We start from the raw sequence: 18,726 nt of genomic DNA, 5'->3' as shown, positions 1-18,726 counted from the left end.
GGCAGTTAAATAGGAAAGGCGCCGGCGCCCGAGACATTCAGGCAAGCCACCTTGTCGCTGGAAAAATACTTGGTTTGTCCCAGGCCGATGGCGTAGCAGCCATTGGCCAGTGGCGAAATCGGCCCCGTCAGTTTTTCGCCATTGACCAGTGTGACCACCCACGGCGTGCTCGCCGACTTGCCCGCGTGGGCCAATGCTTGTTGTACCAGATCCGACATGCTGACTCCGATGCAAAGTTGAAAATCAGATCATAGCAGCGCGCCGTCATTTCATGCGTCGGCCAGCCAATATCACAAATCGGCAGGCAGGGACAGGTCCGCCAGTTGCCACTCCCACATGCCGCGCCGGCGCAGCATGAAGCCGCTGGCGGCGTCACCGGCGCCGGCGCGGCGCAGCTCCACCTCGTTCCAGGACCGGTAGGACAGGCGGAAATCGTGGCGCTTGCCATCACTGCCTTGCTTGCCGTGCATGATCAATAACGTCAGGCCGGGCGGCGAGACGATGGCGCCGAGCATTTGCTCCAGTTCTTCCGCGTTGCCCGCTACACCGGCCGCGCGCAGTTGCCTGGCCACGCTGGCACGCAGGGCCGGCAGGTCGGCCTGCCGCGCCAGGCTGGACGTGTTCACCGAGCGGGCCGCCATGCTGATACGGTACATGGCGATATACGGGCTGGCATAGGTGATGCCAACGGCGGCAACCGTAAAAATCGCCGCGACAGCGTGCTTTCTTTTCATGTCTCGATACCGGGATGATGGGCGCGGCCGTGATTTTACCCGGTGAGGCCCGGCAGATGGTGTAGCATGCGTGCCGGCGCGCGCCAAGCGCCGCACTACCGGGGACAATATGAATATCATTATCAATCAGGTGCTGCAGTCGTATGTCGACCCGCTCACCGAGAGCGAATACGCCGCGCTCGAGCGCAGCCTGCTGGCCGAAGGCTGCCGCGATGCGCTGGTGCTGTGGAACGACGTGCTGATCGACGGCCACAATCGCTACGCCATTTGCCGCAAGCACCATATCGCGTTCAGGACCATCCAGAACACCAGCTTCGAGTCGCTCGACGACGTGATGCTGTGGATGATCGACAATCACCTGGCGCGGCGCAGCGTGTCCGACTTCCAGCGCGGCGTGCTGGCGCTGCGAAAAAAGGAAATCGTCGCCGCGCGCAGCCCGGCGCCTGTGGCGGCGGATGATGCGGCCGATGGCGAAAGCCTTGCCAAGCCTGCCATGAGCACGCGCGAAGACGTGGCCAGGGCCGCGCGCCTTTCCAGCAACCAGATCAGCCAGATCGAAAAAATCCAGAAGGCCGCCACGCCGGAGCTGGTCGAGGCCGTGCGTTCTGGCACCATTTCCATCAATGCGGCGGCGACGGTGGCGTCCTTGCCGCAGCACGAGCAGGTGGCGGCCGTGGCCGGTGGCAAGAAGCTGCTGCGCCAGGCGGCCAAGGAAATTCGCGAGCAGCGCGCCGCCACGCGCACGCCGCGCGAACCGAAGACGCCGCATGTGTCGCAGGATACGCCGGAGACCGGCAACGAACCGTGGGCCGAAAACGCCGCGCAGGCGCCGAGCGAAGTGGAGCGTTTGCGCGGCGAACTGGCCAGCATGAAGCAGCGCGTAGCGCAGCTGCAGGCGGAAAATGTGGAGTTGAATCAAAGGATTGCGGCGTTGATCGACGGCTCCTGATTTCACCGCCATGCCAGCATCGCCACTTCAAGAGAGGCTGTCGCAACGCTGTCAGGCGAATTATAATGGCGCCTCGCAGAACGTGATAAATCGATACCAGACAGGGCAGGCGGCAGTGGCAAAACTTTATTTCCGGTATTCCGCAATGAACGCGGGCAAGTCGACGGCCTTGTTGCAGGTCGCGCACAACTATGAAGAGCAGGGCCAGCAAGTGCGCCTGTACACGGCCGCCATCGACAGCCGCTACGGCGTGGGCCGCGTCACGTCGCGGCTGGGGCCGCAGCGCGTGGTCGATATTTTCGACGCCGACACCAATTTCCTGGTCGATATCCCGCAAGTGGCCTGTTTGCTGGTCGACGAAGCGCAGTTCCTCAGTACGCAGCAGGTGCAGCAGCTGCACCAGCTGGCGCAGGTGAAGGGCGTGCCCGTCATCTGCTATGGCCTGCGCACCGACTTCAAGGGCGAGCCGTTCCCCGGCTCGGCCTATCTGCTGGCGCTGGCCGACGATATCGAAGAGCTGAAGAACATCTGCACCTGCGGCAAGAAGGCGACCATGAATATCCGCGTCGACGAGCAGGGCCGCCGCATCAAGGAAGGCGAACAGATCAGTATTGGCGGCAATGAATCGTACCGCCAGGCGTGCGGACGCTGTTTCTATTCCTAGGTCCGCTTACCTCCGTTCCAGCGCTCGGGAACCTTCGCCCGGTGAACATGGCGTATGTGTTCGCGCACGCGACCAGCTTAGTTGAGCAGGGCCAGTGCCTGTGGCTTGTCCAGCGTAGCAACCGTGAAACGCGCCACCGTGGCGCGCAGACCGGCGGCCTGATTGGCCAGGGCATGTGCGGCGGCGGTGGCTTGTTCGACCAGGGCGGCATTTTGTTGCGTGACGTCGTCCATGCTGATGATGGCGGAGTTGACCTGTTCGACGCCGGCACGCTGCTCGACCGAGGCCGTCACCACTTCACGCATGATGCCGCTCACGCGCGAGATCGATTGCGTGATCTCGGCCATGGAGCGTCCGGCTTCCTGCACGGCCACCGAGCCGATATCGATGTCGGATGCCGACCCCATGATCAGGCCGCGTATCTCCTGTGACGCCGCAGCGCAGCGCTGTGCCAGCGCACGCACTTCGCTGGCGACCACCGCAAAGCCACGTCCTTGCTCGCCCGCGCGCGCCGCTTCGACGGCCGCATTGAGCGCCAGGATATTGGTCTGGAAAGCGATGCCTTCAATCGTGGCGATCACCTCCGTCATGCGTTTGCTGCCATTGGACACCTTGCTCATCGCGGCAAGCACCCGCTGCACGACTTCACCGCCGCTATTCGAGTTGTGCAATGCCTGTTCCGCCACGACCTGGCCTTGCAGCGCGTTGTTGCTGTTGTTGCCGATGGTCGACGTAATTTCTTCCATGCTGGCGGCGGTTTCCTCCAGCGAGGCGGCTTGCTCTTCGGTACGGCGCGACAGATCGTTATTGCCTTCGGCGATTTCACCGGCGGAATTGGCGATGGCGTCGGCCGAGCCTTTGATCTCGGCCACCATCTGGTTCAGGCTGATGCGCATCTGCTCCAGCGAGGCGATCAGGCTGCCACTGGGCACGTTCAAGGTATGGACGGAAAATGCCAGGTTGCCGGCAGCAATTTCGCGGGCAATGGCCTGCGCATCATCGGGGTCGCCACCGAGCTGTTTCATGGTACCGCGCGTGAGACGGATGCTGACGATCACGCTCACCACCAGGGCCGCGAGCGAGAGCAGCAATATCGTCGAATAGGTGGTCGAGGCATTGCTTTTCGCCGCGACGCTGGCCTGTTTGTTCAGCGCGATTTCCATGTCCTTCAGCGCAACTGCGGCGCCTGTCCATTTGCGTTGTTGTGGCCGCAGCTCGGTAAGCGCCAGCTGCACCGCCCGTTCGACATCATTTTTCACTGCCGCTTCCAGCACCGCATTGAATGCGGGCAGCGCCGCGGTCTCATATTCGCCGAGCTGCGCAAACAGGCGCTTTTCTTCTTCGCTGGTGCCTGGTTCATGGGCGAACATCTGGCCCAGCTTCTGATACGCGTCGCGGTAAATCGCTTCCTGTAATCTGATGCGTTCAACTTCCTGCGCCACCAGTTGCGGATCGGTAAACAGCATGACATTGCGCACCGCAATCAGGCGATCCTGGATGGAGACCTGCAATTGCACGGCATACAGCATCTCGGGGTTATTGATCTCGAGCGTATCGATCATGTTCTTGTTGAGCCTTTTAACGCCAGCAATGCCGGTCGCGCCGATCAACAGTGACAGCAAGGTCAATAATCCCAGGCTCAGCATTAAGCGGCTTTTTAACTTCAATTTCATTTCCTTACCTTCTTTAACTATACTGTACGTATAGTACACTGTTAACCAAAGGAAATGATAGTTGCATGCTGTTCAAACATATTGTTGCCTTCCCTACCGTTGTTCGGCAGCCGCATGCATAGTAGAATCACGTACGACCACTTGCCTACTAGATAAATGATCACAGCTCATGGCGCGCGTGCCAGCAATCGCGATGCGCTTCTGGATGCACTGGAATTCATCATTTCCGAAGGTAGCGTGCATGACGTCACCCTCGATGGCGTCGCCGCGCGCGCCGGCCTTACCAAGGGCGGGCTGATCTATCACTTCAAGTCCAAGGAAGTCTTGCTGCACGCGCTGGTCGAGCGCATGCGTCTGCGCTTGCACGCCTATTGCGTCGATCCGACGCTCGATGCCCGCATGGCGCTCAAGAAATTCTTGATTGCCCGTATCCATTACGCTTTTGCCATGGGGCCGCAGGAAAAGAAAATCATGGCCAACCTGTTGGCGGCGGCATCGACCTACCCCTCCTTGATGGAGCCGGTCAGGACCATGTATGACAGCGGCCTGGACGGCCTGGCGCGCGTGGCCGACACCGCCGGGCTGGCCTTGTGCGTGTGGACCGCGCTGGACGGCTTTGTGCTGCTTGAAATGCTGGGCGTGCGCCATTTCTCGGCGCTGGAAAAGGAACAGATGCAGGCAACGCTGCTGCTGCTGGTCGAGCAGCAGTTTGCCGCAGCTGCCAGTTGATGGAAAGGTGACGCGGGCGCCGCGTCAATGCAGGCAGGGCTGCACACCGTGTTTCATTCGGCCAGCGGCGCGCCCACATCGGCATCATCGGCCAGCGCCAGGTCGCCGCGCTCGAACGCGGCCAGGATTTCATTGGCGCGCGCCACATCGTGTTCGCGCACCAGCACGCGCGCGCCGCCGATGGCCGCGGCCAGCAGCATGTCGGCCTGCATGTGCTGGTCGTCCGTCAGCAGCACGTCGATGCCGGCGGCGGCCAGGCAGCCGCGGATGACGTGGGCGTCGGTGGGGATCATCAAACGGGCAATCAGAACGTAATCGTCGTGCATGGGGTCTCCCGGCGGTGGCTGTTTTTTCATCTTAGCACTGCCGGGCCATGGTGGTGCTTACAGCTTGAACACGCCGACGACTCTTTCCATTTCATGCGCCTGTTCCTGCAGCGCATCGGCCGCCGCCGCCGCTTCTTCCACCAGCGCCGCGTTCTGCTGCGTTACCTGGTCCATCTGGGCAATGGCCTGGTTGACCTGGTCGATACCGCTGCGCTGCTCTTCGCTCGCTTGCGCCACTTCGGCCATCAGGGCGCTGACCTTGTGCACGCTGTCGACCACGTTTGCTATCGTGGCGCCGGCCTGGCTGACCTGGGCATGACCGAGGTCGACCGTGCTGGCCGAGGCCTGGATCAGGTCCTTGATTTCTTTTGCCGCCGCGCTCGAGCGGTGCGCCAGGTTGCGCACTTCGGTGGCGACCACGGCAAAGCCGCGGCCCTGTTCGCCGGCGCGCGCCGCCTCCACCGCCGCGTTCAGGGCCAGGATATTGGTTTGAAACGCGATGCCGTCGATCACGCCGATGATGTCGGTGATCTTGCCCGAGGAACTGCGGATCGCTTCCATGGTGCTGGTCACTTGCGCCACGGCCGCGCCCCCCTGGGCGGCCAGGTCGGACGAGCGTTGCGCCAGGCTGCTGGCCTGCTGCACATGCTCGACGTTCTGGCGCACGGTCGAGCTCAGTTCTTCCATCGAGGCGGCGGTTTCTTCCAGTGAACTGGCCTGCTGCTCGGTGCGGCTCGACAAATCGAGGTTGCCGCTGGCGATTTCACCGGAGGCGGTGGCGATCTGGCCCGAACTGCTGCGCACCTGGCCGACCACTTTCGACAGATTGTCGCTGATATGGTTCAAGGCATGCAGCAGGCGGCCAATTTCGTCTTCGCTGGTGGTGTCCAGGTGCACCGTCAGGTCGCCGCCGGCGATCTGTTCGGCGGCCGTTTCAGCCAGCGCCAGCGGACGCGACACCAGTTTGCGCACCAGCAGGTACAGCAGTGCGGCAAACAGCAGCAGGGCGATCAGGCCCGCGATCGCCAGCTGGTTGCGCATCTGGCGTGCTTCGACCGTGATTTCATCGGTGTAAGTGCCGCCGGCAATGATCCAGCGCCATTCCTTGAACTCGCGGAAATACAGCTGCTTTTCGCGCGCGGTGGCGGCGGTCTGGCCAGGCGCGGTCCAGGTGTAGCGCATGGCGCCGTTTTTCTGCTTGATCATGTCCTGGATAAACGGGCGGCCGTCGCTGGCCTTGAACTCCAGCGCGCTCTTGCCTTCGCTGTTCGGGTGCAGCACCAGCTGGCCGTAGTTGGCACCCGGCGCCGTGTCGACGATATAGATATAGCCGGTCTGGCCGATCTTTATCTGGCGAATTTTTTCCTTGAGCATGGCCAGGTTTTTGCTGATGTCCAGGCCAATGAACAGCACGCCGACCACCTTGCCGGCGGCGTTACGCACCGGGTCGTATTGGGTGATGTATTGCTTGCCGAACAGGGTTGCCATGCCGACGTAGCTTTGGCCGGCGCGCAGCGGCGCATAGCTGGGGTGGCTGTGGTCGAGTTCGGTGCCGATCGCCCGTTCGCCGTCCTGCTTTTTGAGCGAGGTGCTGATGCGGACGAATTCATCGCCGTTGGCGGCAAAAATGGTGGCGATGACGCCGGTTTGCGTGGTGTAGCGGTCGACCAGGGCGGTATCGAGGTTCAGCACATTGACGCCATTGGACAGTTGCGGCGTGGCCTTGCCGGCCACCGCCACCATAGTGGCGCTATCGACCGTGAACGGACCGGGAAACTCGGCGGCGAACAGGCGGGCAAAGCTGGCCGCTTCATTGACCATGGCCGTATTGAACACCTCGGTGGTGGTCATGACACTGTTGAGCTCGCTGGTAACGGCCGCTTCCGCGCGCTGTTCCAGCACGTGCGAGGTGCGCAGGCTCGTCAAGGTCGTCAGGCTGGCCAGGATCAGGCTGACCAGGGCAAATGTAAACACGGTGATCTTGCCGCCGACACTCCAGTGCCGGGGATGAATGGAAAATTTCTGCATAAATTGTAGGATCAAAAAGTCAAAATGGCTGCGCGCGGCGCACGCACGATGGGCCTTGCCGATCAAAAAACAGGCAATGGCGAGCGGATGAAACGCAGGTGCAAGTGTCGCTGAATGCTGGATAAAAGCGGTGGGGCCGGCCGGTGGCTGTGTAGACAGGCCGGCGAACAAGCGGTCATGATATCACGATAAGCACAATTTGTTTCCGCATGGAATGATTTAAGTCAATCAATACAATAACTTGTGATAAATATTGACGAGCTTGCCATGCCAGGTTCTGAGCGAAAACCAGCCTTATGACAGGCGATATTCCACGCCACACCCGTTTGCGAATGTTTCAGTTTGTAATGATTCCGACATCGTGTTTAACGCGCGCTTAAGCTTCCGGGAAGAAACTGACGTTCCATCGGAGACTGGCTCTGTGTATCCTGTAGAATTATAGCCAGACCAGTCGTGACATCCCCCTTTTTACAGTCTTTCAGGCTGACGCGAGATCCGTGTGCACACCGTCACCGATCAGGCGCGCCGCCAGTAAACGATTCAACCAATTTTCGGAGAAGCCGATGAAGAAGCAATTAATCCTGGTCACCCTGGCGCTTGCCCTGTCAGCCCACGCTGGCGCAGCCCAGACCGACAAGAGCGCCGCTCCTCCGCCCGTCATGAAGCCATTGGCCCAGCAAACGCAAGCCGCCCTGTGGGCTTCGCGCGTGCTGTCGCGCTATCACTACAAGGCTACGCCGCTTGACGACGCGATGTCGGAAAAAATCTTCGACCGCTATTTCAAGTCGCTCGACGCCGAAAAACTGTTTTTCGTGCAGGCCGATATCGACCGCTTCGCTCCCTTGCGCACCAGGCTCGACGACGCCATCAATGGCGAAGACCTGACGGCGCCGTTCGCCATCTACAATCTGTACCAGCAGCGCTTCGATGAACGCATGGCGTATGCGCGCGAGCTGCTGAAGAGCAAATTCGATTTCTCGGCCGATGAAAGCTACCAGCTTGACCGCGAAAAGGCCGCCTGGCCGAAAAATGAAGAGGAAGTGCGCGACCTGTGGCGCAAGCGTGTCAAGAACGACTGGCTGCGTCTGAAACTGGCCGGCAAGGAAGACAAATCGATCCGCGAGACGCTCGACAAGCGCTATGAAAGCTACACCACGCGTTCGCGCAAGCTCAACAATGAAGATGTATTCCAGATCTTCATGAACGCCTATGCCATGTCGATCGAGCCGCACACCAATTACCTGGGGCCGCGCGCGTCGGAAAACTTCGATATCGCCATGCGCTTGTCGCTGGAAGGCATCGGCGCCGTGCTGCAGACGCGCGACGAATACACGGTGGTGCGCGAAGTGGTGCCGGGCAGCCCGGCCGGCCTGTCGGGCAAGCTGAAAGTGGGCGACCGTATCGTCGGCGTGGGGCAGGGCGACAGCGGCCCCATCGTCGAAGTGCTGGGCATGCGCATCGACGACGTGGTGCAGCTGATCCGTGGCGCCAAGGATTCCACCGTGCGCCTCGATATCCTGCCGGCCGACGCCGGCCCGGACGCCAAGCACACCATCGTGCCGCTGGTACGCAAGAAAATCAGCATGGAAGAGCAGGCGGCGAAGAAGTCGATCATCGAAGTGCGCGACAACGGCGTCAAGCGCCGCATCGGCGTGATCGCCTTGCCGACCTTCTACCAGGATTTCGAGGCGCGCCGCCGTGGCGACAAGGATTTCAAGAGCGCCACGCGTGACGTGACCCGTCTGCTGGGCGAGCTGAAGAAGGACAAGGTCGACAATGTGCTGATCGACTTGCGCAACAATGGCGGCGGCTCCCTGAATGAAGCGGTCGAGCTGACCGGCCTGTTCATCGACAAGGGTCCGGTGGTGATGCAGCGCAGCGCCGAAGGCAAGGTCGATATCGAAAGCGATACCAACGCCGGCCTGGCCTGGGACGGTCCGATGGGCGTGCTGATCAACCGCGGTTCGGCCTCGGCATCGGAAATTTTCGCCGCCGCCATCCAGGATTACGGGCGCGGCCTGGTGATCGGCGAAGGCAGCTTCGGCAAGGGCACGGTGCAGACCCTGATCAATCTCGACCGCTTCGGCGGCAGCGAGAAGGCGCGCCTGGGCGAGCTGAAAATGACGGTGGCGCAGTTCTTCCGCATCAACGGCGGCACCACCCAGTTGCGCGGCGTGACGCCCGACATCAAGCTGCCGGCCATGTCGGACACCGACAACTTCGGCGAATCGAGCTATGACAACGCCTTGCCATGGGTAGCCATCAAGCCGGCGCCGTTCACGCCCACCGGTGACATGAAGGAAATCGTGCCGCTGCTGGACAAAAAGCATGAAGTGCGCGTGGCCAGGGACAAGGACTTCCAGTACCTGCAGGACGACATCGCCCTGGTCGTCAAGCAGCGCAAGGAAAACCAGCTGTCGCTGAACGAAACCGTGCGCCGCAAGGAACGCGATGCCCAGGAAGCGCGCACCCGGGCCCGTGAGAAGCGCCTGATCGCGCAAATTTCGAACCCGGCCGACGACCTCGTGGTGATCCAGGATCCGAAGGACGTGTTGAAAGGCGCGAAAGCCGCCGCCAAGACGGCCAAGCAGATCGCCGCAGTCAAGGGCGCCTTGCGCACCGACGATGGCCTGCAGGGCGACGAACGCGCACTGAGCGCCGAGCTCGATGCGGAGTCGGCTGCCAAGAGCGCGAAAGACGTGCTGCTGAACGAAACCGTGCGTATCCTGGCCGACGAAGTGGCGCTGATCAAGGGCGATACGCGCCTGGCGGCCAAAGTGCTGCCGTATGGCGCCGATACCAAGGCCACACCGGTGGCGGCGACAAAATAAGCGTTGAGCCGGCCCCCGGCAATGCCGGGGGCAGCGCAGGCAATCAGTTATTTGTAAAACATATTTCTATCATTATCACAATCAATTGGCATAATATGCCGCGATGCAGCATACTTCATTCGTCTCCTCTATTCTCCTCCAAGAAAATAGATTCAGCCCGCTCTTGCAGCGGGCTTTTTTTTGACTTTTTTCAGCGGCAATCGAATCACTCTTGCGAAAAATATAATTCCCATGCTAGCGTACGGTTCCCTTTCTTTGGAGACACTTCATGATCCGTCGCACTGCCTTGCTGTCCGCCATGTCCCTGAGCCTGCTGCTGGGCGCCTGCAGCAAGAATGAAGAGCCGGCCGCCGCCGAAGACAAGCAGGCGCAAGCTGCCGAAGCGTCGCAGGCGGCCGAAGCGCCCGCGGCAGAGACTGCGCCCGAGCGCAAGCTCGATTACTGGAAAACCCTGGGACCATTGCTCGCTGGCAGCTACAACAGCTCCTGCTTGCGCATGCCCGACGGGCGCAAGATGGATGCCGTGGTCACGGTCGGCGCCGACGGCAAGGTGGCGTCTGGCGACATGCAGCTCGATTTCCATGCCGCCAAAATGGCCATGCTGATGCGCACGCGCGACGAGAAGGGCCAGTACAGCACCCTGGGCACGATTTCCATTGACGATGGCAAGACCGGCATGCTGTCCTTACTGTCCAGCCCGGCTGGCAAGGAAAGCAGCATCAGCCTGTCGAGCGGTGATATCGGCCTGGTGTGCAGCAACACCAGCGCCATTGGCAGCTTCAATAACCAGGCCTTGTTCCTGACCGCAGCCAAGCTGGTGGACGGCAAGAAGCAGAGCATCAACTGCCTCGACACCAAGAATCTGCTGGTCAAGCGCAAGGTCGATGTCGAGGTGGTCGACGGCGTGATCAGGATAGGCGACGACGCTTTCGACATGAAGGCGGCCGTCAGCGAAGGCTTCATGGTGACCGATGGCGGCAGCTCGCTGATGCTGACCGTGGTCATGCCGCAGGAAAAGAGCATCAATGTCGCCTATGACGGCGCGGGCAAGCTGGTCAACGTGCAGGCGCGCGACAAGCAGGAAAGCACGCATTACTGTACTGCCGAGAACTAAGCCACTGGCGCCATCGGATCGCCGGCCTCAGTGCAAGTCGGGTTGCTGCACATCGTCTTGCTGCGCCAGCAGCGCCGTCAGCCAGGCGGCGAACGCCTGCACCTTCGGCACGGCCAGCCGCCCTTGCGGCGCCAGCAGCGAGATCGGCATCGGCGTTGGCGGACAATCTTCCAGCAGCGGCACCAGCGCGCCGCTGGCCAGGTGCTCGCGCGCCTGGTAGACGGCCAGCTGGCCCAGCCCCATGCCCTGCAGCACGCAGGCCAGGTTCGCTTGCGCATCGTTGACGGACACCATGCCCGTCATGGCGACCCGCACCACTTGCCCTTGCTGCACAAAATCCCAGTCGAAGGCGCGCCCCGTGCGGCCTGAAAAATGCATCACGCCACAGTGGCGCGGCAGGTCGGCCAGCGTGGCTGGTGCGCCATGGCGCGCCAGGTAGGCCGGCGCCGCGCACGTCAGGAAACGCATGTTGCCGATGCGCTTGCCGATAAAGGCCGAATCCTGCAATTGCCCCACGCGCAAGGCACAATCGATGCCTTCCTCGGTCAGGTCGACCAATCGATCCGTCAGGCTCAGGTGCAGCTGCACGGCCGGATAGGCTGCATGGAATTTCCCGATATGTGGCATGACCAGGGTGCGCCCCACGGTACCGGGCAGGTTGACCCTCAGCATGCCGCGCGGCTTGTTGGCGTCGGGACCGCGAAACGCCAGTTCGGCCGCATCGACGGCGCCCAAAATCGCCACGCACTGGCTGAAATAGTCGGCGCCATCGGGCGTCAGCGACAGGCGGCGCGTGGTGCGTTGCAGCAGCTGCGTGCCGAGATAGGCTTCCAGTTTCTGCATGGTGGCGGTCAACGCCGCGCGCGGCAGGTTCAGCGTTTCGGCCGCCTTGGAGAAGCTGTTCGCTTCGACGATGCGCACAAAGGTCTGCATGGCCTTGATCTTGTCCATAAAAAGCAGGGCTCCTTGATTGTTCATCTAATGTGAAATGTGTAGAGCGATTATGCACTAATTATCTTCTTCGCCAAATTCCCTACAATGGCCTTACTTTATTCAACCGAGGAAATAACATGAACAAGGCCTCCAACCATTCCGCCCTGGTCGGCGAGGTGCCCGATATCTCGTCCGGCATGATATTGCTGCTGGCAATCGCGTCCGGCTTGATCGTTGCCAACCTGTATTACGCGCAAACCCTGGTCGGCCCGATCAGCGCCTCGACCGGCCTGTCGGCCAAGGCCGCCGGACTGATTGTCACCCTGACGCAAATCGGCTATACGCTCGGCTTGCTGTTCGTGGTGCCGCTGGCCGACTTGCTGGAAAACCGCCGTCTGATCATTACGGGCCTGCTGGTCACGGCCGCTGCGCTGATCGCCGCTGCGATCAGCACCGGACCGCTGGTGTTCCTGGCCGCCGCGCTGGCGATCGGCCTCGGCTCGGTGGCGGCGCAGGTGATCGTGCCGTTTGCCGCCCACCTGTCGAAAGAAGCGACGCGCGGCCAGGCCGTGGGCAAGGTGGTCAGCGGCTTGTTGCTGGGCATTATGCTGGCCCGTCCGGCCGCCTCGCTGGTGGCCGATCATGCCAGCTGGCATGTGGTGTTTGGCGGCGCCGCCGTACTGATGCTGGGCCTGGCCATGGTCTTGCGCCGCGCCTTGCCGGTGCGCCGGCCGGTATCGAAGATCCGCTATGCAGCGCTGATGGCTTCGCTGTGGCATTTGCTGGCGGGTACGGCCGTGCTGCGCCGCCGCGCCGCTTATCACGCCGGCCTGTTTGGCGCCTTCAGCCTGTTCTGGACCGTCACGCCGCTGGTGCTGGCCAGCCCCGCGTTTGGCCTGTCGCAAACCGGCATCGCCATCTTTGCCCTGGTCGGCATGGCTGGCGCCGTGGCCTCGCCGATCGCCGGCCGCCTGGCCGATGCGGGCCATACTCTGCCGGCCACGGCCGCCGCATTGATGCTCGGCATGGTGGCGTTTGCCTTGCCGATGTTCGCACCGCAATCGCCGCACCTGGCGCTGGGCTTGCTGGTAGTGGCCTCCATCGTGCTTGACATGGGCGTGGCCGCCAACCTGGTACTGGGCCAGCGCGCCATCTTCAGCCTGGCCCCGGAAGTGCGGGGCCGCCTGAACGGCCTGTATTTTGCGCTGTTCTTTGCCGGTGGCGCAGCCGGTTCGGCCATCGGCGGCTGGATCTACGCCAGTTATGGCTGGCAGGCGACCTTGTTGACAGGCATGGCCTTCCCCTCGCTGGCGCTGCTGGTCTGGCTCGGTGAATTCATGACGAGCCTGTCACGCCGCACCGCCTGAAAAGCGAGCGTTCGCCCGGTTATCATGAAAACGTATTTCTATCATCATCAATGACAATTGGTTTTTTATGCCGCGATGCAGCATCATTCACCTGTCTCCTCTAACTCCTTAACGGAATTAGATTCAGCCCGCTCCCGCAGCGGGCTTTTTTTTGCCTGGATTTTTCTCTAGATCACGGAAATGCCCAGCTCGCGCACGAAGTTGGCCGCTTGTGCATGGGTAATCACCGCACCCTTGAACAGCGCCGCTTCCGTCAGCTTGAAGCCGTCGATATCGGCGCCGCGCAGGTCGGCGCCCTGGAACTTTGCCAGTTTCAATACGGCATTGCGCAGGCTGCCGCCTTCGAAGACGGCGTCGCGGAAATCGCAGCCGGCCAGGTAGGCTTCGGAAAAATCCAGTTGCTTCAAGATGGCCTTGCGGAAGGAAAAGCCGCGCAGGTCGGCGCCGATCAGCAGGCTGTCTTCGAAGCTGGCACCCAGGTGCGCCACTTCCTCGAACGAGGCGCCGGTCAGCTTGCAGCCGCGCCAGGACACGGAAGCGAGCTTGGCGCGCCGCCATTTGGTGTTGTTCAGGTCGCAGCCTTCGAAGCTGGCGTCGACGGCGTCGACGGATTCGAAGTCGGCGCCGCCAGCCCGGCAGCGGCGCCAGGTCGTGCGCGCCAGCTTGCAGGCGAACAGGTTGGCGCTGGTAAAGGTGCAGCGCTCGAAGGCGCAGCCCTGCAGGTCGAGCCGGGCCAGGTCGGCGTCGTCAAAGGCGCAGCCCTGGAAGGTACGCACCGATTGCGCCAGCAGTTGTTCGAGTTCGGCGCGTTCCAGTGTGAGATCGGTTGCCGTGGTGTCGTGTATTGCCATCCGTTTATTTCCTCGTAAAGGCGGGGGAGGGATGGCGCGGCGGGAAGCATGCACGAACCATAACGCTACCCCCGACTGGTGTAACAGCCAGGATCAGCGTCGTGGGTCCGCGTGGGGCGGGAGCATGTTGTAGTTCAACACGTACCGGGTTACCAACCGGTTTGCTCATTTTCGACCAGGCGTCCATTGTAGCGTTTCAATCGCGCTCTTGCCAGCCTGAACGGCGCCGGGTTAGTATGGCTGCAGGCGCACCCATTGCGCCAGCGTCGCTCGGACGGATCCGGGCGCTTACGTACAGAGATATCATGACCGACAGCCAAACTCCGCGCAGCTTTTCGCGCATCAATCGTCTTCCCCCCTACGTTTTCAATATCACCGCCGAGCTCAAGATGGCCGCGCGCCGCCGTGGCGAGGACATCATCGACATGTCGATGGGCAATCCCGATGGCGCCACGCCCAGCCATATCGTCGATAAACTCATCGATACGGTAAAGCGGCCCGATACGCACGGCTATTCCGCCTCCAAGGGCATCCCGCGCCTGCGCCGCGCCATTTCCCACTGGTACAAGCAGCGCTACGCCGTCGACATCGATCCCGACAGCGAAGCCATCGTCACCATCGGCTCCAAAGAGGGCCTGGCCCACTTGATGCTGGCGACGCTGGACCGTGGCGATACGGTGCTGGTGCCCAACCCCAGCTACCCGATCCATATCTGGGGCGCGGTGATTGCCGGCGCCGATATCCGTTCGGTGCGCATGGGCCCCGGCGTGGATTTTTTTGCCGAACTGGAACGCGCGATCCGCGAAAGCTATCCCAAGCCCAAGATGATGGTGCTGGGCTTTCCGTCCAACCCCACCGCGCAATGCGTGGAGCTCGAGTTTTTCGAGCGCGTGGTGGCGCTGGCCAAACAGCACGACATCCTGGTGGTGCACGACCTGGCCTATGCCGACATCACCTTTGACGGCTGGACAGCGCCCTCCATCATGCAGGTGCCGGGGGCGCGCGACGTGGCCGTCGAATTTTTTACCCTGTCGAAAAGCTACAATATGGCGGGCTGGCGCATCGGTTTCATGGTCGGCAATGCCGAGCTGGTGGCGGCCCTGGCGCGCATCAAGAGCTACCACGACTACGGCAGTTTCACGCCGGTGCAGGTGGCGGCGATTGCCGCGCTGGAAGGCGATCAAAGCTGCGTGACGGCCATCTGCGCGCAATACCAGCGCCGCCGCGACGTGCTGGTCAAGGGATTGCACGAAGCGGGCTGGATGGTGGAAAAGCCGAAGGCCTCGATGTATATCTGGGCCCATATCCCGCCAGCGTATCGCCACCTGGGTTCGCTGGAATTTGCCAAGCTGCTGCTGGAAAAAGCCAGGGTCAGCGTGTCGCCCGGCATCGGTTTCGGCGAGTATGGCGACGAGTACGTGCGCTTTGCCCTGATCGAAAACGAGGCGCGCGTACGCCAGGCGCTGCGCGGCATCAAGAACATGCTGCGTGCGCCGGCGGCGGGGGAAGGGCAATCGTCGAAATAATGCTGCATGGAATCATTGATTGCCACTGTTATCACGAAATCGCATTTCCCATATCATCAATATAAAGTGGTTTTATGGCTTGCGATCCGGCATGATGCTTCTGTCTCCTCTACTTCCTCACAGGAATTAGATTCAGCCCGCTCCCGTAGCGGGCTTTTTTTTGCCTCAGCAAATGCGGTCTGGCAAACGCATCAAGCGAGCAACGCCAGCACCGGCGGCAGCACCAGTGCCAGGCCGGCGATCAGCAGCAGCACGAATACGGCGCGCCTGACCTGTTGTACCGGCAGGCGGGACGGATAACGGCGGGCCAGCCAGGTCAGCCCCATCACCACCGGCAACGCCTCGGCGGTCAGCCAGACGGCGGTCATGCTGAACTGGCCGTGTGCCAGCACCAGTATCAAGCGCAGCACGGCGTTGGCGGCGAACAGCACGATCAGCGAATGGCGGATCATGTCGGCCGGCCATGGCTGGCGGTACAGCTGATACACCATGGGCGGGCCGGCGCTGGCGAACAGGCCGCCCATTACGCCGGATACCCCACTGAAAAACAGGAACGAGGGCAGGCCGGACTGGCTTGCGCGGGCGCTGGCGCGCAGCACCAGCAGGCATGCGCAGACGATGATGGCGCAGCCCAGCAAAAAACGCAGCAGGCTGACCTGCTGCGCGCTGAACCAGCCCAGCAGGGCCACGCCGGCGCCGACGCCCACCAGGCTGCAGGCCAGCGAGGGCGCGAACACCGGCCAGGCCAGCTTGGGCGTGCTGCGGCCGAAGGTGACGGCCGCATTGACCAGCACCAGCACGCTGACCACATTGGCGACGTCGCCCAGGCTGGCCAGGTGCAGCACGGCGGTAAGACCCAGCAGGATCAGGCCGAAGGCAAAGCCGGTCAGGTTCTGCGCATAGCTGGCCAGCGCCACGCAGGCCAGGAACAGCAGATGCGCGCCGATGCTCATCCACGCATCCCCATCAATTTGCCAGCGACAGGAAAAACACCTGCTGCGCGCAGCCCTGGCGCACGAACACCGGCGGCTGGCCGATGGGCGCCGCCACTTCCACGCGCTGGCCGCCGTCGAACACGGCGCCGCTCCACAGGTGGACCCAGGCGTGGCCCTGCGGCAGGTAGGCGCTCCAGCGCGTGGCGCCGGCCGCATGCACGGGTGCGACCAGCAGGTCCGGGCCGAACAGGTACTGATCCTGGATGGCGTAGGTGGCGCGGTCGTGCTCGTAGTGCAGGAACAGCGGGCGCTGCAGCGGCAGGCCCAGCGTGACCGCCTCGTCGGCCAGGGCCGCGATGGTGGGCGCCAGCGCCACGTGCAGGCGCGTCATGCGGGCAAAGTGGGCAAACACCTGGTCGTCCTGGTAGAACTGGAAGTTCTCGTCCGGGCGGTTGCCTTCGTGGGTGCGCATCATCGAGGTAAACACCGCCATTTCCGTCCAGCGCTGGAACAGCTCGGCCGTGCGCAGGTTGCCGAACAAGCTAGTGTAACCGCCGATATCGCTGTGGTGGTAAGCATTGCCGAGCAAACCGGACGACAGCGCCCCGCAGATCACCGTCTGCAGGCCGTCGTGGCGGCTGAAGTCGACCGACTGGTCGCCGGCCCACAGCAGCGGGCAGTGCGCCTGCACGCCCGTGTAGCCGGCGCGCATGAAGAAGGTGGCGTCGCCGGTCTTGCCGCTGGACTCGATGGCGCGCGCGTTGACTTCGGCCCACAGGGTCGGCCAGGCGTTGTGCATCAGGCGCGCGTCGACGCCATTGTGCAGGCGCAGGTCGATCGGCAGGTATTCGCCGAAGTCGGCCATCCAGCCGGACAAACCAAAATCGAGCATTTCCTGGCGCAGCACGCGGTCCTCGAACCATTGCGCGGCGGCCGGATTGGTGAAGTCGACCACACCGCAATCGAATTCGCCGAAGTCGACCAGGTAGGCGCCACCGTCCATGCTGGTGGCCAAAAAGCCCTGCCGCAGCGCTTCCTGATACAGCGTGCCGTCATTGCACAGGTAAGGGTTGACGTAGCCGAGGAAGCGGATATTTTCCTTGCCCAGGTCGGCGATCCAGTTTTTCAGGTCCGGGTAGCGTTGCGGCTGCCAGCGCCAGTCCCAGAACAGGCGCTTGCCGAACGAAGTCTGGCGCAGTCCCACCCAGTCTTCGCACCACAGGGCGCTGACGGCCAGGCCATGCTGTTTCGCTTGCGCGAGGATGCTGCGCGCATGCTCTTCACCGCCTTTCAGGCCCAGCATGGCGCCGTTCTGCAGCCAGGCGGGCAGGCGCGGCTGGCGGCCGAAACGTGCTGACACCACGCCGACCAGGTCGATGAAGGAGTCGGCCAGCATGAATTCGAGCCGCTCCGGCATGGCCCAGAACTGCAGCTCGTGAAAGTCGGCATGGCGGAAATCGAAATCGGCATAGGCCGTCGTTTCGGCATGCAGGCAGTAGCGCTGCGACGAGATGAAGCTCGGCTGCGGATAGTTGGTGTGGTAGTAGTCGCCGCCCGATTTGGCCGTCACGTCCGCCTGCCAGGTCAGGTGGGTCGACTTGTCGCGGCCCACGCCCGGCTCCGAGGTCCACAGCGGGAAGTGGCGCCCGCGCAGGTCGAAGTAGGACATCTGCTCGCCGCAGCCCCACACGTGTTCGTCCTGTTCGGCCGGCAGGCGCAGCCACAGCCGGTTCCAGCCCGGCGCGGCGTGTTGCACCAGCAGGTGCACGCCGTGCGGCTGCGCTTGCACCCGCAGCACCAGCTGCGGCGCGTCGCCCACATGGCGCGCGAACGTCAGCGTGGCGCCCTGTTCGTCCTGGGTCAGCGCCAGATGGCGCAGGGCGGTGCGTTCTTCGACATAGTCCTCGATGTCGAAATTGCCGCGGTACATATCCATGCGTTCGCGGCCCTGGCCGACGAACACGCACGGCGCCTGCGCAGCGTGGCGCAGCAGCAAACGTCCCGCGCAGCGCAGCGCAAGGCCGCCGTTTTCCTGATCTAGTGAGAACTGCATGTGGGGCGACTCC

At 62.4% G+C, this 18,726-nt stretch carries 15 protein-coding genes and 1 pseudogene; 7 read left to right on the top strand and 9 right to left on the bottom strand.

Annotation, left to right across the window (positions count from 1 at the left end):
• Positions 1-5 precede the first annotated feature (5 nt).
• A complete protein-coding gene (locus ASR47_RS18095; RefSeq protein ID WP_065309171.1) occupies positions 6-218 on the bottom strand; it encodes a hypothetical protein in 213 nt (70 codons plus the stop codon).
• Positions 219-290: 72 nt separating this feature from the next.
• Positions 291-734, bottom strand: a complete 444-nt coding sequence (locus tag ASR47_RS18090) for a DUF2939 domain-containing protein (protein WP_065309170.1) — start codon at positions 732-734, stop codon at positions 291-293.
• A gap of 109 nt (positions 735-843) precedes the next feature.
• Between ASR47_RS18090 and ASR47_RS18085 the strand changes: the two genes are divergently transcribed.
• Positions 844-1,683: a hypothetical protein gene (locus ASR47_RS18085; protein WP_065309169.1), complete on the top strand. Its 840-nt coding sequence runs from the start codon at positions 844-846 to the stop codon at positions 1,681-1,683.
• A 115-nt stretch (positions 1,684-1,798) separates the two neighbouring features.
• Positions 1,799-2,347: a thymidine kinase gene (locus tag ASR47_RS18080; RefSeq protein ID WP_065309168.1), complete on the top strand. Its 549-nt coding sequence runs from the start codon at positions 1,799-1,801 to the stop codon at positions 2,345-2,347.
• A gap of 77 nt (positions 2,348-2,424) precedes the next feature.
• Here ASR47_RS18080 and ASR47_RS18075 read toward each other — a convergent pair whose 3' ends face one another.
• Entirely contained in the window at positions 2,425-4,020 is a 1,596-nt protein-coding gene (locus ASR47_RS18075; RefSeq protein WP_082989004.1) for a methyl-accepting chemotaxis protein, read from the bottom strand.
• A gap of 156 nt (positions 4,021-4,176) precedes the next feature.
• On the opposite strand from ASR47_RS18075, the gene ASR47_RS18070 reads away from it, so the two are divergent.
• Positions 4,177-4,749: a TetR/AcrR family transcriptional regulator gene (locus ASR47_RS18070; RefSeq protein ID WP_065309166.1), complete on the top strand. Its 573-nt coding sequence runs from the start codon at positions 4,177-4,179 to the stop codon at positions 4,747-4,749.
• A gap of 53 nt (positions 4,750-4,802) precedes the next feature.
• Here ASR47_RS18070 and ASR47_RS18065 read toward each other — a convergent pair whose 3' ends face one another.
• Positions 4,803-5,075 (bottom strand): putative signal transducing protein, encoded by a 273-nt coding sequence (locus tag ASR47_RS18065; protein WP_065309165.1) that lies wholly within the window; start codon positions 5,073-5,075, stop codon positions 4,803-4,805.
• Positions 5,076-5,132: 57 nt separating this feature from the next.
• The gene (locus ASR47_RS18060; protein WP_065309280.1) at positions 5,133-7,103 is read right to left on the bottom strand and encodes a methyl-accepting chemotaxis protein; all 1,971 of its coding nucleotides are present in this window, start codon (positions 7,101-7,103) and stop codon (positions 5,133-5,135) included.
• 563 nt (positions 7,104-7,666) lie between these two features.
• Between ASR47_RS18060 and ASR47_RS18055 the strand changes: the two genes are divergently transcribed.
• Together ASR47_RS18055 and ASR47_RS18050 are read left to right on the top strand one after the other, a co-directional pair.
• Entirely contained in the window at positions 7,667-9,934 is a 2,268-nt protein-coding gene (locus tag ASR47_RS18055) for a carboxy terminal-processing peptidase (protein ID WP_065309164.1), read from the top strand.
• A 268-nt stretch (positions 9,935-10,202) separates the two neighbouring features.
• Positions 10,203-11,048, top strand: a complete 846-nt coding sequence (locus tag ASR47_RS18050) for a hypothetical protein (RefSeq protein ID WP_065309163.1) — start codon at positions 10,203-10,205, stop codon at positions 11,046-11,048.
• A 27-nt stretch (positions 11,049-11,075) separates the two neighbouring features.
• On the opposite strand, the gene ASR47_RS18045 is transcribed toward ASR47_RS18050, so the two are convergent.
• Positions 11,076-11,999 (bottom strand): LysR family transcriptional regulator, encoded by a 924-nt coding sequence (locus ASR47_RS18045; protein WP_065309162.1) that lies wholly within the window; start codon positions 11,997-11,999, stop codon positions 11,076-11,078.
• 119 nt (positions 12,000-12,118) lie between these two features.
• Between ASR47_RS18045 and ASR47_RS18040 the strand changes: the two genes are divergently transcribed.
• Entirely contained in the window at positions 12,119-13,348 is a 1,230-nt protein-coding gene (locus ASR47_RS18040; RefSeq protein ID WP_065309161.1) for an MFS transporter, read from the top strand.
• Positions 13,349-13,515: 167 nt separating this feature from the next.
• Here the strand turns inward: ASR47_RS18040 and ASR47_RS18035 are convergent, their stop codons facing one another.
• Positions 13,516-14,199, bottom strand: a complete 684-nt coding sequence (locus ASR47_RS18035) for a pentapeptide repeat-containing protein (protein ID WP_065309160.1) — start codon at positions 14,197-14,199, stop codon at positions 13,516-13,518.
• Between the two features lie 305 nt (positions 14,200-14,504).
• Between ASR47_RS18035 and alaC the strand changes: the two genes are divergently transcribed.
• Positions 14,505-15,725 carry an alanine transaminase gene (gene alaC, locus ASR47_RS18030; protein WP_150127863.1) on the top strand — a complete coding sequence of 407 codons (1,221 nt, stop codon included), beginning with the start codon at positions 14,505-14,507 and terminating at the stop codon, positions 15,723-15,725.
• Between the two features lie 191 nt (positions 15,726-15,916).
• Here alaC and ASR47_RS18025 read toward each other — a convergent pair whose 3' ends face one another.
• Together ASR47_RS18025 and ASR47_RS18020 are read right to left on the bottom strand one after the other, a co-directional pair.
• Complete coding sequence (locus tag ASR47_RS18025) at positions 15,917-16,678, bottom strand: TSUP family transporter (RefSeq protein ID WP_065309159.1); 762 nt, start codon at positions 16,676-16,678, stop codon at positions 15,917-15,919.
• A gap of 13 nt (positions 16,679-16,691) precedes the next feature.
• Positions 16,692-18,716, bottom strand: a pseudogene (locus ASR47_RS18020) (alpha-glucosidase); the annotation flags it as partial.
• Between the last annotated feature and the right edge of the window lie 10 nt (positions 18,717-18,726).

This window comes from Janthinobacterium psychrotolerans (genome assembly GCF_001677885.1).
GTDB lineage: Bacteria > Pseudomonadota > Gammaproteobacteria > Burkholderiales > Burkholderiaceae_D > Janthinobacterium > Janthinobacterium psychrotolerans.
This window is presented reverse-complemented; position numbering and strand designations above follow the sequence as displayed.

Excerpts from the sequence above, each read along its gene's own strand:
- ASR47_RS18095 (WP_065309171.1), bottom strand. The coding sequence starts at position 218 with ATGTCGGATCTGGTACAACAAGCATTGGCCCACGCGGGCAAGTCGGCG.
- ASR47_RS18055 (WP_065309164.1), top strand. The coding sequence starts at position 7,667 with ATGAAGAAGCAATTAATCCTGGTCACCCTGGCGCTTGCCCTGTCAGCC.
- ASR47_RS18075 (WP_082989004.1), bottom strand. The coding sequence starts at position 4,020 with ATGAAATTGAAGTTAAAAAGCCGCTTAATGCTGAGCCTGGGATTATTG.
- ASR47_RS18070 (WP_065309166.1), top strand. The coding sequence starts at position 4,177 with ATGATCACAGCTCATGGCGCGCGTGCCAGCAATCGCGATGCGCTTCTG.
- ASR47_RS18060 (WP_065309280.1), bottom strand. The coding sequence starts at position 7,103 with ATGCAGAAATTTTCCATTCATCCCCGGCACTGGAGTGTCGGCGGCAAG.
- ASR47_RS18025 (WP_065309159.1), bottom strand. The coding sequence starts at position 16,678 with ATGAGCATCGGCGCGCATCTGCTGTTCCTGGCCTGCGTGGCGCTGGCC.
- ASR47_RS18040 (WP_065309161.1), top strand. The coding sequence starts at position 12,119 with ATGAACAAGGCCTCCAACCATTCCGCCCTGGTCGGCGAGGTGCCCGAT.
- ASR47_RS18065 (WP_065309165.1), bottom strand. The coding sequence starts at position 5,075 with ATGCACGACGATTACGTTCTGATTGCCCGTTTGATGATCCCCACCGAC.
- ASR47_RS18035 (WP_065309160.1), bottom strand. The coding sequence starts at position 14,199 with ATGGCAATACACGACACCACGGCAACCGATCTCACACTGGAACGCGCC.
- alaC (WP_150127863.1), top strand. The coding sequence starts at position 14,505 with ATGACCGACAGCCAAACTCCGCGCAGCTTTTCGCGCATCAATCGTCTT.
- ASR47_RS18050 (WP_065309163.1), top strand. The coding sequence starts at position 10,203 with ATGATCCGTCGCACTGCCTTGCTGTCCGCCATGTCCCTGAGCCTGCTG.
- ASR47_RS18085 (WP_065309169.1), top strand. The coding sequence starts at position 844 with ATGAATATCATTATCAATCAGGTGCTGCAGTCGTATGTCGACCCGCTC.
- ASR47_RS18090 (WP_065309170.1), bottom strand. The coding sequence starts at position 734 with ATGAAAAGAAAGCACGCTGTCGCGGCGATTTTTACGGTTGCCGCCGTT.
- ASR47_RS18045 (WP_065309162.1), bottom strand. The coding sequence starts at position 11,999 with ATGGACAAGATCAAGGCCATGCAGACCTTTGTGCGCATCGTCGAAGCG.